The 11,858-nt window shown below is 60.1% G+C and carries 9 protein-coding genes and 1 pseudogene; 5 read left to right on the top strand and 5 right to left on the bottom strand.

Features of this window, described 5'->3' with window-relative positions:
- Positions 1 to 199: 199 nt before the first annotated feature.
- From ACVOKO_RS00700 to ACVOKO_RS00690, 3 genes and pseudogenes are all read left to right on the top strand, one after another.
- Positions 200 to 841, top strand: coding sequence for a response regulator (locus ACVOKO_RS00700; protein WP_346496294.1), 642 nt, complete (start codon positions 200 to 202; stop codon positions 839 to 841).
- A 463-nt stretch (positions 842 to 1,304) separates the two neighbouring features.
- Positions 1,305 to 2,096: pseudogene (locus ACVOKO_RS00695) on the top strand (transporter substrate-binding domain-containing protein); the annotation flags it as partial.
- A gap of 252 nt (positions 2,097 to 2,348) precedes the next feature.
- Complete coding sequence (locus tag ACVOKO_RS00690; protein WP_430980685.1) at positions 2,349 to 5,615, top strand: ATP-binding protein; 3,267 nt, start codon at positions 2,349 to 2,351, stop codon at positions 5,613 to 5,615.
- A gap of 327 nt (positions 5,616 to 5,942) precedes the next feature.
- Here the strand turns inward: ACVOKO_RS00690 and ACVOKO_RS00685 are convergent, their stop codons facing one another.
- From ACVOKO_RS00685 to ACVOKO_RS00665, 5 genes are all read right to left on the bottom strand, one after another.
- The gene (locus tag ACVOKO_RS00685) at positions 5,943 to 6,407 is read right to left on the bottom strand and encodes a hypothetical protein (RefSeq protein ID WP_346496290.1); all 465 of its coding nucleotides are present in this window, start codon (positions 6,405 to 6,407) and stop codon (positions 5,943 to 5,945) included.
- Between the two features lie 2 nt (positions 6,408 to 6,409).
- Positions 6,410 to 7,210 (bottom strand): hypothetical protein, encoded by an 801-nt coding sequence (locus tag ACVOKO_RS00680; RefSeq protein WP_346496288.1) that lies wholly within the window; start codon positions 7,208 to 7,210, stop codon positions 6,410 to 6,412.
- Positions 7,211 to 7,514: 304 nt separating this feature from the next.
- Positions 7,515 to 7,910 carry a DUF4124 domain-containing protein gene (locus ACVOKO_RS00675; protein ID WP_346496286.1) on the bottom strand — a complete coding sequence of 132 codons (396 nt, stop codon included), beginning with the start codon at positions 7,908 to 7,910 and terminating at the stop codon, positions 7,515 to 7,517.
- Between the two features lie 157 nt (positions 7,911 to 8,067).
- Positions 8,068 to 8,925, bottom strand: a complete 858-nt coding sequence (locus tag ACVOKO_RS00670; RefSeq protein WP_346496455.1) for a methylenetetrahydrofolate reductase — start codon at positions 8,923 to 8,925, stop codon at positions 8,068 to 8,070.
- A gap of 232 nt (positions 8,926 to 9,157) precedes the next feature.
- A complete protein-coding gene (locus ACVOKO_RS00665) occupies positions 9,158 to 10,078 on the bottom strand; it encodes a LysR family transcriptional regulator (protein ID WP_346496284.1) in 921 nt (306 codons plus the stop codon).
- A gap of 128 nt (positions 10,079 to 10,206) precedes the next feature.
- Between ACVOKO_RS00665 and msuE the strand changes: the two genes are divergently transcribed.
- Complete coding sequence (msuE, locus tag ACVOKO_RS00660; RefSeq protein WP_346496282.1) at positions 10,207 to 10,794, top strand: FMN reductase; 588 nt, start codon at positions 10,207 to 10,209, stop codon at positions 10,792 to 10,794.
- Between the two features lie 79 nt (positions 10,795 to 10,873).
- Positions 10,874 to 11,857 carry a DUF1852 domain-containing protein gene (locus ACVOKO_RS00655; RefSeq protein WP_346496280.1) on the top strand — a complete coding sequence of 328 codons (984 nt, stop codon included), beginning with the start codon at positions 10,874 to 10,876 and terminating at the stop codon, positions 11,855 to 11,857.
- Position 11,858 lies beyond the last annotated feature (1 nt).

Here is an 11,858-nt window from a genome sequence, read left to right as displayed (position 1 = left end):
GCAGACATCTGCGCTGGCGCTTCCTGAATGCGGTCAGCTGGAAGGGAGTCCCCCACTCCGGCCTGATGAGACCCGGGGTTTCAGGCAAAACGGATCACCGACGTTGTTTTCTGAACGATTGCAAGCCCAATCACTGAATTTAGCGACCGAAACCGTGATCTAATCCGCATTAGACGCTAAGTTTCGTGGCGAAGCCCACATGACCCTTCACATCATTCTCGCCGACGACCATCCGATCGTGACAAGTGGCGTACAACAGATTCTCGAACTGGACGCAACTGTGCGGGTAGTGGCTACCGCAGGTTCGACAGACGAACTTGTCAGCGCACTTGAGCAGACGCCTTGCGATCTGGTCATCACCGACTTCGTCATGCCCGGCGAGAACGTCCCTGACGGGTTGGCGCTGATCGGCCTGATACAGCGACGCTGGCCCCGGCTGCCGATCATCGTACTCTCGCGGATTGCGAATCCGGCCATCCTCCGCGCGATTCGCGACGCCGGTGTCAACGGCCTGATCAGCAAATCCGATGCACTTACCGAAATCCAACACGCGGTGCGATCCGTTGCTCACGGACGCAGGTACATGGGAAAGAGTGCAAAGAAGCTGCTCGAGAACGCAAGCGTCGATCTGGAGACATCGTCCCTCGCAGCATTGTCCCCGCGTGAAGCCGAGGTCCTGCGGGTTTTCGTTTCGGGAATGAGCATCAAGGAGATCGCACGCCTGCTCAACCGTAGCGCCAAAACCATCAGCAACCAGAAGCTTGCTGCCATGGATAAGTTGGGCATAAAGACGGATGTGGAGGTCTACGCCTACGCGTCCAAGCATGGCCTTATCACCTAGGCACAGGCATCGGCGTGCCCATATCGCACCTCACACTTCTGTCTTTGACACAGCATTGCCGCCTGCCTGGATCCTGTGCGTCGGCGTGGATGACAGCCGGCTTCAGTTGCAGCCGTTGCGACACTGAAGGCGCTGCTACAAGCCTGGCGACAGATCCGGCTCATACCATGCATCCGCTGGGCTCCTGCTGCCGACCACAAGGGGCGTGATGACAAAGCCCGACCCCGCGCCACCCGCATCTTCACACTTGCGTTGCTGCTTTCCAATGGGATTGGGCGCTGAAGCAATTGCCCGCGCCGCTCTACTCCAAGCCCTGGAGATAGCAATGGGATCTGGCCCATTTTCGATGAACGCGCATCCACAAATTTTCGCAGTTGATTCCCTGCGTTTGTGATACTCGCCATGCGCATCGCCAAGCATCGGCCATAGGCTTGGCGTCACCCCTAGATCCGGACCCGTCGCCATGAAGCGTTCGCACTCCATCGCCAGATTGCGGATTTTCCTGCTCACGCTGCTTCTGGTCGTCTGCGCGACGGCCACTACGCAAGGGCAAAGTCGACTCCAACTCACGTCCGAAGAGATAGCCTGGCGGCAGGCGCATCCGGTCGTCACAGTCGGGGTATTCGTCGGCGACCAGATGCCGCTGGAGGCGTGGGAAGGTGGAAAACCCCAAGGGCTGGGCATCGACTACGCACGCCTGCTTGCCGAACGCGCTGGACTGCAGCTGGAGTTTCATCCCTACACGGACTGGGCCGGGGTCGCCTTTGACATAACCCCACTTCCCTATGACCTGTTGCCCGCTCAGCCGGTCACTCCTGATCGGCGGTCGCGCTACGACCTGCTGCATCCGTTCCTGTCCGGAGCGCCAGCCCTCGTCGCGCCAAAGGGTGACCTCAGAATCCGCAGTGCTGCCGACCTCGCCCATGCACGTATCGCCGTGGAGCGGCGTTTTCGCACCGGCAACGCCAATATTGCGCGCCAATTTCCCGGGGCCACGCTGGTCTACGCCAATACCGGCCGCGAGGCTTTGGACCTGGTAGCACAGCAGCATGCTGACGCGTATATCGGCATGAGCATACCCCGTGCCCAAGTCCTTCTGAGCCGGCGCCCTGCCGATGATCTGGCAATTGTCAGCTCCGCTCCTCTCGAAGCTCTGGATGTCGCGCCAGCAGTAAACCAATCCAAGCCGATCCTCGTGGGGATCCTGCGCAAGGCGGAGGCCACCATTGACGAGCAGGAAATCGAAACGTTGCGCGCGCGTTGGGGGGCTGCTGGGCAAACCGAAGCGCGCGGGCCGGACGGCACGCTGTCTCAACAGGAGCGCGATTGGCTGAGCAAACTGCCTGTGCTGCGCCTTGGATATGAGGTAGATCGCTACCCCTACAGTTTCGTTGACGGCAAAGGCGACTTCTCCGGACTTGCTGCGGACTACGTACGTCTCTTGCAGAAAGAACTGGGCGTGCGCATTCAACTGATACCTGCGACCGACTGGAATACCTTGCAGCGAATGGTGCGCGCTCATGAAGTCGACCTGATCGCGGCCGGCACCACAAACGATTTCCCGAACAGCGAGATGGGTTTCTCCCAGCCTTACGAATACTTCCCCGAAGTGATTGTTGCCCGGCTTGACGGCCCACCCATCGCCGGCCCAAAGGATCTGGATTCGAAAAAGATCGCGTTCCGCATGGAGTCTGGACTGTACTCACGGCTGCGTGCGCGCTACGGCGAGAACATGCTGTACCCCACCACCAGCAACGAAGCCGGCCTGGCTGCGGTTGACACGCGCACTGCGGACGCTTTCATTGGCACCTTGCCGGCGATAGATGCACTGATCCGCAACCGCTACGTCGGCAATCTGCACGTCATTGGTCCGGCGGGCATGGATCAGGAGTTCTCCATTGGCGTTCGCTCGGAGTTCGCGCAGTTGCTTCCGTTGATCGACCATGTCCTGGGAAACATGGACAGTGGCGACAAGCAGGCAATGCGCAGCCGCTGGATCGCCGCAGAGTACCGCTACGGTGCACCGTGGAAGTGGGTGCTGATAGGCGTTGTCATAGCCGCTCTGGTACTGGCCTCCATCGTGGGCGCCTATGCACGGTTGCGGCGTACGTCGAAAGCACTGCAGTCGGCTGAGCGTGCCCATGCGGCACAGCTGCGGTTCCAGCAGGAGCTCATGGAAACCATTCCCTACCCGGTCTTCGTGAAGGACAAGAACGGGCGGTATCTAGCGGTCAACCGCGCGTACGAAGACACTCTGCACTGCTCCAGGCAGGACCTCCTCGGCCACACCATCGAGGAAACGCAACACCTGCATGGCGTCAGCGCGAAGGCGCTGATGCAAGCCGATCAGGACCTGATGGTCAGCGAAAGCGGAAGCACCCGCCGTGAGCTGAAGTATATCGACGCGCACGATGGTGGTGAGCGCAGCATCATCATCTGGCTGCGGCCATTCTCCGACGAACCTACCGGCACGAAGTCCTTGCTCGGTACCGCCGTGGACATCTCCGAAGTCCGCGCCGCCGAAGCGCGCGCTCGCGCGTCAGAGCAACAACTGTCAGACATTACGCAGACCATGCCATCAGTGGTTTTCCGCATCATCGCCTACCCCGATGGCAGGCGCAGGTTTACCTACGCTGGCGGCGCCGTCGAGGAGCTGCTCGACATGCCGGTACAGAGTCTGCTTGACGATGAACCGCTGCTGTTGTCACGGTTGCATCCAGACGATAAGCCGGTTGTCACCGACAATGTGGAAATCTCCCGGCGCACGCTGCAGCCCATGCCTGCCTTCGACTTCCGCCTGCGCGTCAGTGACGGCTGGCGCTGGCTCCGTACGGAAGGCGGTCACCCACGCCCGATTGGCAACGGAAGCGCTGAGTGGACGGGCTACTGGATTGATACCACAACGCTGCACGAGCAGGCCGAGGCGTTGCACCGGGCCAAGGCCGAGGCCGAAGCGGCGACTGCAGCCAAGGGCGCGTTCCTGGCGGCGATGAGCCACGAGATACGAACTCCAATGGCCGACGTGCTCGCCCTGATCGAACTTCTTGGGCGCAGCCACCTCAACTCCGACCAGACCACCATGCTGGCGATGATCCAGGAATCGGCACGGTCCCTCATGCAAGTGCTCGACGACATACTCGATCATTCGCGCCTGGAAGCCGGGCGCATGCAGATCGAGCACACTCGCTTCGATGTCCGCAACCTGCTCGACGGTATCGTCGGCGTGTTCGCCGCACGTGCTGCTGCGAAAGGGATCATGCTGCGCTCGATCATGGATTGGCGGCTTGCGGCCGAATTCTATGGCGACCCGTTCCGCATCAGGCAGATCCTGTCCAACCTCATGAGCAATGCGGTGAAGTTCACCGAACAAGGCGCGATAGTGTTGCATGTTGAAATCGGGCGCCCCACCCCGAGCGGCCAGTTGTTGCGGTTCAACGTCACCGACACTGGTATTGGCATCAAGCCAGATAACCTGGCCCGGTTGTTCCAGCCATTCACGCAGGCCGAAGACTCCACCGCACGCCGCTTCGGCGGCACTGGTCTTGGCCTCAGCATCAGCCGCCGTCTCGCCTCGATGATGGATGGCGAGATACGCCTGCAAAGCACACCGGGAAGCGGCACGCACGCGACATTCGAGGTGGCGCTCGAAGTCGCCGAGCACTGCGTCACCCAGTCGCAGCTTGCGGGCAAGACGGTCGCACTCGCCTGTACCGATGAGGCACGCAGCGACGAACTATCCAATGCGCTATCGGCGCTTGGCTTCCGTGTGATGCAGATCGATGAGGAAGATTTCGCGGAACCAATCACTGGTGTCGATCTTTTTGTTGCCGACACTGCCCTGCCTGCGCGTCTTCATCCTTCTGCGACGCCATGCCTGTTCGTGGACGACAGGGCGCCGCATCGGATGCCTTACAGAAGCTCGGCAGGCGTCGTGGTTCCCACCGGCCCGCTGCTGTATCACAGCCTGGAGCTGGGCTGCCTGGAAGCGCTCGGCATTCCACTACCTGTTGTTGCCCCCACCAAAGCCGCAGAGCGCGTGCAGCACCGCGCTCATGTCCTGGTTGCCGAAGACCATGCCAACAATCGTGTGGTCATGGCGCGCCAGCTTGAGGCTCTGGGTTACCCGTATTCCATAGTCGAGAACGGTCTTGAGGCGCTGGATCTATGGTCCAGGCAGCACTTCGACGTGCTGATCACCGATTGCCACATGCCCGGCCTCGACGGCTACGATCTGGCGCGTCGGATTCGCGAGCATGAAGGCAACCAGCGACGTCTTGTCATCCTGGGCGTCTCCGCCAGTGCGCAACCGGAGCAGCTTGAATACTGCAGGCAAGCAGGCATGGACGACTTCCTGTCAAAGCCGGTAAGGCTGGACGACCTGGCTGTCATGCTTTCGCGCCATCTCGACGTCGAGCACGCGGCACCGTCGTCTGGCGGTCTGGCTATGGACGGAGCCTCCAAGGCGACGCCACTGCCACATCTGCAGCAGATCTTCCGCGACCGGAACAATCTGGCGGTTTACCTCCGGGACTTACTGTCCAACTGCCGAGCGGACCTGTCAGAGCTTGACTTCCTCATCCAGACGGCAGACGTAGCCGCACAACGCCGGTTGCTGCACAGAATCGAGGGTGGGCTCGACACGCTGCGGCCGACCGGTAGCGAAAACCTCCATCGGGACGATCTCAGCGTCAGCGCTCGAAGATCTGACGTAGTCTCCGCAATGGAGCAGCTGGAGCAACTCGTGCGCGGATTTTTCAATGATGTAAGCGGCTAGCGCAAGCAACATACGGCTGGGCTTACGTACGCAACGTAAAAAAGCGGCTATGCCATTGCCTGCGCGGAGCCAAGCAATGACCGCCTGCAACGTCGACAACCGCACGGCTTGCACGGATCGAAACGCGTGACCATGGTCGTCCGTCGCCGGGTGTGATGCACTCCTGCCTCATTGTCCTCTGCAATGAGATCACCGACGGCCCCTGCCGTGATCTCCATGGACACGCTCGGGTTACCACGGTCGGATACTGGCGTCCGGCCGCCTGCTTCAGCGGCCGTCGCTATGTGCTTCCGAGAACCTCTTTATCCATTGGGCCGACAGACTCTTTTACATCTGCTGAATTTCACCAACTTCCCCGTAGGGAGGCTGGCAATTGCCGACGCATCCGCCAGGCGGATTCCAACCTCCGATGCCACCTCCCGGAGCGCCACCACCGCCACCACCACCACTCGGGGGGGCCTGCGCGATGGCGCCGGTTCCGCCGGACTCCTCAGCGCTTTCGCCGCAAGGCTTCTCGACGTACTGGATGTTGGTTCCAGTCATCGTCACCCGCTTATGGACCACGGTTACATAACCGACGAACGCCCTCTCACGCCACGTTGACTTGCCGACAAGTTTCTCGCCTGCAGAATCCAGATTGCGCAAGAATGCTGTAAGTGGACTACCTGCCTTGGCAACGTCATTCAACGTGACAGTGATTTTGAATGGTGGTAGCGAGTGAGTGATACATTCCGCCGCCAGCAGGCCGCCAGCCGAAAGAGTTAAAATTGCCAATAAAGTCCGTTTTTTCATCATCAAATCCCTTTATTCCCTATAGAGAAAGGCCGTGCATCGACCTGATATCTCACTCCGTACTTCTTCTCGTACAACGCATTCAACTTTGAAACGAGCATCATCGCGTTTTCCTCGGCCTTCATTCGCTGATCCGGCGTCAAGGATTGAGCGAACATTGCTTCCCTACCAATGGCCGCCGACGTGTTGCCCCTGATCTCCGATACACGGGCGACCGCATAGGCATCGATCAAGTTTTGCTCCCCTGGCAAACTGGCCAGACGTGCGGAAAGCAAGGACAGAGCGAAGTCATCACCGTTGGCTGCGGATAGGAGAAGCTTGTCGGTCGCATTTCTTGAAGGAAGCCCGCGAGCATCGAGCATTGTTTTCGCTACTGAATCACCAGAGTCCGCAGCAACCTGAAGCAACCCATCGGGGAGCTGGGAGTAGATTTCCCATTGCCGGGCATTGGGATAGCCACGTCTGTCCAGCCACTGTTGCTCCTCAATACTCTGAGGACCAAAGGGATCATCAGCCAGGCTCAAGCCTGCCCGTGATCTCGGAATATTAGGAAATGGATTGGACGAGCCCGGGCCCCTGGAATTTGGCGACGTAGTCGTTCCAGCTGATGACTCGATTCGCGCCACCCCTCCGTTTCCCGTGCCGGTCGACTCAGTAGCCTGCCGCACAACATTGCTATCAATAGCTGTTTCAGAGGCGGAATCCCCTGAGTTTCCAGCCTTTTTTATCATCGTAACGGCTACTGCACCCGCGACCAACAACATCAGTGAATAATTGAGTAGCTTCACTTTCTTGTGTTTCATATCGCACAAACTCATTCTGCTTGCAAAGAGAGAACCGGCAACAGGATCAAGACATAAAGAACGTGAAATTTATATAGCCATGATTACGCCGCATGGCGATGGTCATTTATATATTTCGTTGACTTACGCAGGCTTCTGATTGACGTTCCTATTTCGTACTGCGCGCAGCATTCCGTCAAGCTGGGATTACGGCATTTATGAGTGTAGGAATATTCTTGCAGAGTGGACTAGGTCACCACTTCCCAGCTTTCATCCGGAAGTGGAAAAGACGAAGCGCATCCGCTGGATGCTTCGCCGTTGCCCCTCATTTGCAGGCGTTGTGAACCACGTTGTCCCAATAGCTGGACATTGCAAAATCGCGTTTAACCCCTGCGACTTCATAAGCAGCTGCACGCCCGCGCCGCGCTGATTCACAAGCGCTTGAGCGATTGGGGCTGCCCATGCCTCCGGAGGCAGAGGCCGCTGCGCCGCGATCATTCGCGTACCGTTGGTCCAACTGCCGCCGCATACGATAGATTCGCCATTGCTCGGCATTCGATGGCTCGGATACAGGCGCCGCGTCCCACGATTTCACGGCAGCGCCTGGACACGGATCCGACTGATAGGAAACGTCTTTGCCGTCCACACATTTGAAAACCTGCTGTGCGTGGCTATAACCCGCCAGCAGAAAAAGAATAATCCCCAGAATCCCCCGGTACATTCCGTGCTCCATGCCGAACGCTGGTCGGAATCATAGCGTGGTGGCCGGCGCCATGTAGCGGACCGGAGCGCCCAGCCGGATTCTTGAGGGGACATATCGGCATCCTGCCGGAGGACGGCATCCGATCACACATCCTGCTATCCCCTCCGAGTCGGCTTTATGCCTGCCTGAAATGGCTGCGAGCGCGGTAACGCTCCACCCATTCCAGCGTCTGCCCAATGCCTCCGAACGGGAAGAAATGCAGACTCACCTCCCCGTGCGCCTCCGTCAGGCCGCTGGCGAGGCGATCGACAAACAGATCCGGCCCCGCAGCACCAAGCAGCTTGCCGATCGAAACGCCGTATTTGGACCACACCGATGCGCTTGCGCTGACGCCGCACATTGCCGCGTAGCGCGCGAGCGCGGCCACACTCGCAGGGCCAGGAACGCCTACGCGCACCGGGTGCTGGATTCCACGCTTACGCAGCGCTTCCAGCCACGTCAACACGACGTCGGCATCAAAACCGAACTGGGTGGCGATCAGGGGCGACATGCCACGGCTCTCGATGCTTTGGCACTTGTGTGCAAGCACCTGCCAGCGAGCAGCTTCGCTCATCACCGGATGGCCTTCCGGATGCCCGCCCACTCCAATCAGCTTGATACCGGCACGTTCGAATACGCCGGTTTCAATCAGCGCGGCGCTATCTGGGAACCTGCCCTTGGGGCTGGACGAATCGCCGGCAATCACGAAGCAACGCTCGACTCCCGCCTCAATGACTGCCCGCGTCACGAATGATTCCAGCGCTGCAAGCGAGGCGATCCGGCGCGCCGGAACATGCGGCACAGGCTCGAAGCCGAGTGCGCGAACCGTTGCGGCAGCGCTCAACCGTGCAGCGTCGTCTTCCCCCGCAAGATAGGGAATGAAAATGCTTGTACCGGGCGCTATCAGCGGCGCTGCGGTGATCAACGCTGGAATGGCTTTTGCGCTCACTTCCAGTGAGTAGGCATCGGTGAGCGGACTGGCGGAGCTGGACATATCGAAAAGGGTCAAGGGTCTTACCGTGATTTGACGACGAGTTGAGCGCCCCGCCCTCCCCCGTAATCGGTGGGCCGGGGCCATTGAACATGGTGCAGCAGGCGTTAGCTGTTTTGCGTGCTTCGTAAGCCGGTCAGTTGTGGGATTTTCTCGTCACTTTGTAGATCCAAGTTCCGTTGGGCGGCTTGCAATCCTTGCGGTGCAAACAAGCGGCATTCAACGCAATGACGCATCACTTGGCTGCCTTCCCGGCACCGGCTGCCGCCACGGCGCTCGAGTTGCGGGCAAGTTCGAAAAATGCCCGCACATAGTCGATGCCGGTATCCGCTTCGCGCGCGCCCAGAAAGATCTGCTTGGCGATGCCGCGCGCACCCAGCCGCACCGGCACCACCGCCATCCGGCTTGCGTACTCCTCAACCAACCAACGCGGCAGCGCGGCCACACCACGGCCACTGGCCACCATCTGCACCATGATGTCGGTGGTCTCAATGGCCTTGTGCCGCCTTGGCGTGACACCTGCAGGCAGCAGGAACTGGCTGTAGATGTCCAGGCGCTCGATGTCCACGGGGTAGCTGATCAGGGTCTCGCGGGTCAGCTGCTGTGGCTTCACATAAGCGGCCGATGCGAGCGGATGATCCTTGGCCACCACCAGCACCTGCTCGTAGTCGAACACGGGCTCGAACTTCAGGCCTGGCTTGAACAGGGGATCGGGCGTGACCAGCAGGTCGATCTCGTAGCCGAATAGTGCCCCTATCCCGCCGAACTGGAACTTCTGCCTGACGTCCACATCCACGTCCGGCCATGCGGTCAGATAAGGCGACACCACCTTGAGCAGCCACTGATAGCAGGGGTGGCATTCCATGCCGATGCGCAGCGCGCCGCGCTCGCCCTGCGCGAACTGGCCCAGGCGCTCCTCGGCCAGATCCAGCTGCGGCAACACCCGGTTTGCCACCGCCAGCAGGTATTGGCCGGCCTGGGTGAGGCGCAGGCTCCGACCTTCGCGCAACCAGATATCCGTGCCCAGCTGTTGCTCCAGCTTCCGGATGCTGTGACTCAACGCCGACTGGGTCAGGTTCAACACGCCGGCAGCGGCCGTCAGGGAGCCTTGCCTTTCGACCTGCTGGACGATGCTGAGGTGGATGCGCTCAAGCATATGTATGAATTCCACTCATTGATTCGTGAATTAATACCATTTTACCTCATCGAATGCGCTGACTAGGATCGACCTTCGGCATCGGCTCTGGTCGGTCTACCGGTGCACCCGCTCCCACGAAGGCGAACATGACCCATCCACTTCCACTACGCGTCATCGCGGTCTCCGGCGGGCTGCAGCAGCCATCCAAGGCTGCGGTGCTGGCTGAGTATCTGTCTGACCTGATCGCCGCCGAGGTGCCATGCGAACAGCATCTGCTCGAGCTCGGCCAACTCGCTCCCCACCTCGCCGGCGCGGTCAGGCGTTCCCAACTGCCCGGCCCCGTGGAAGCAGCCCTGTCTGCAGTCGAGCTGGCTGACGTGCTGGTGGTAGCCACACCGGTCTACCGCGGCTCGTACACGGGGCTGTTCAAGCACTTCTTTGATTTCGTCGACCAGGACGCCTTGGTCGACACGCCGGTGCTGTTGGCGGCCACCGGCGGCAGCGATCGGCACGCTTTGATGATCGACCATCAACTGCGGCCACTGTTCAGTTTCTTCCAGGCCCGCACCTTGCCGCTGGGCGTCTACGCAACCGACCGCGACTTCGCGGGCCAGGGCCTGCACAACGTTGAACTGATCCAGCGCGCCAAGTTGGCAGTTGAACGGGCCCTGCCGGTACTTCAGCTGTCCCGCCATGCGGGCATGAGCACAGCCGGGAAAGTAGCCGCCGCCTGAGAAACCACATCCCCACCGCGCCGAAACAGCACGACGCCGTGCCGAACTCCATCCGCAGAACCTACGCCAACGGGCCGCAATGAACGAGAACCTTGAATTCAGCATCAAGCGCATCAGCTTCGATGAAAACTACCAGCCATCGGACAGCACACGCCTCACCACAAACTTTGCCAACCTGGCCAGAGGCAGTAGCCGGCAGGAAAACCTGCGCAACACGTTGAAGATGATCGACAATCGCTTCAACAGCCTGGCCGACTGGGACAACCCGAGCGGGGATCGCTATGCCGTCGCGCTGGAGATCATCTCCGTCGAGGTGGAGATGGGCGTAGATGATGCGGCAGCGGTCTTCCCGCTGATCGAGATACTGAAGACAAGCATCATCGACAGCAGGACCGGCGCGCGCATCGACGGCATTGCCGGGAACAATTTCTCCTCCTACGTACGTGATTACGATTTCAGCGTGCTGTTGCCGGCGTACAACAACAGCCGGGCGGTGTTCGGCACGCCGGAGGACTTCGGCGACCTGCACGGCAAGCTGTTCAAATACTTCGTGGGCTCCGATGCTTACAAGGCGAACTTCGGCAAGCCGCCGGTGATCTGCATCAGCGCATCCAGCAGCAAGGTCTACCAGCGCACCGCAAACCAGCACCCGGCACTCGGCGTTGAATACCTGCAGAACGAGCTCTCCTCGACCGATCACTACTTCGCGAAGATGGGCATGCAGGTGCGCTTCTTCCTGCCGCCGAACGGGGTTGCGCCGCTGGCGTTCTACTTCTTCAGTGACCTGCTCGGCGACTATACGGACCTGGAACTGATCGGCACCGTCAGCACGATGGAGACCTTCCAGAAGATCTACCGCCCCGAGATCTACAACGCCAATTCGCCTGCCGGGCGCGTGTATCAGCCCAGCCTGAAGCACCACGATTACTCCCTGACCAAGATCGTCTATGACCGCGAGGAACGCAGTCAACTGGCCGTCAAGCAAGGCAGGTTCACGGAGGAAAACTTCATCAAGCCCTACCGCCAGACGCTTGAGCAGTGGGCCGCGAACTGCGCGCTCTGAT

This window comes from Stenotrophomonas sp. STEN240, assembly GCF_056756175.1.
Note: the sequence above shows the minus strand (reverse complement) of the source record. Positions and strands in the feature narration are given on the sequence as shown.

Coding starts and splice junctions, on each gene's coding strand:
- ACVOKO_RS00700 (WP_346496294.1), top strand. CDS start 200: ATGACCCTTCACATCATTCTCGCCGACGACCATCCGATCGTGACAAGT.
- ACVOKO_RS00690 (WP_430980685.1), top strand. CDS start 2,349: ATGGTGCGCGCTCATGAAGTCGACCTGATCGCGGCCGGCACCACAAAC.
- ACVOKO_RS00685 (WP_346496290.1), bottom strand. CDS start 6,407: ATGAAAAAACGGACTTTATTGGCAATTTTAACTCTTTCGGCTGGCGGC.
- ACVOKO_RS00680 (WP_346496288.1), bottom strand. CDS start 7,210: ATGAAACACAAGAAAGTGAAGCTACTCAATTATTCACTGATGTTGTTG.
- ACVOKO_RS00675 (WP_346496286.1), bottom strand. CDS start 7,910: ATGTACCGGGGGATTCTGGGGATTATTCTTTTTCTGCTGGCGGGTTAT.
- ACVOKO_RS00670 (WP_346496455.1), bottom strand. CDS start 8,925: ATGTCCAGCTCCGCCAGTCCGCTCACCGATGCCTACTCACTGGAAGTG.
- ACVOKO_RS00665 (WP_346496284.1), bottom strand. CDS start 10,078: ATGCTTGAGCGCATCCACCTCAGCATCGTCCAGCAGGTCGAAAGGCAA.
- msuE (WP_346496282.1), top strand. CDS start 10,207: ATGACCCATCCACTTCCACTACGCGTCATCGCGGTCTCCGGCGGGCTG.
- ACVOKO_RS00655 (WP_346496280.1), top strand. CDS start 10,874: ATGAACGAGAACCTTGAATTCAGCATCAAGCGCATCAGCTTCGATGAA.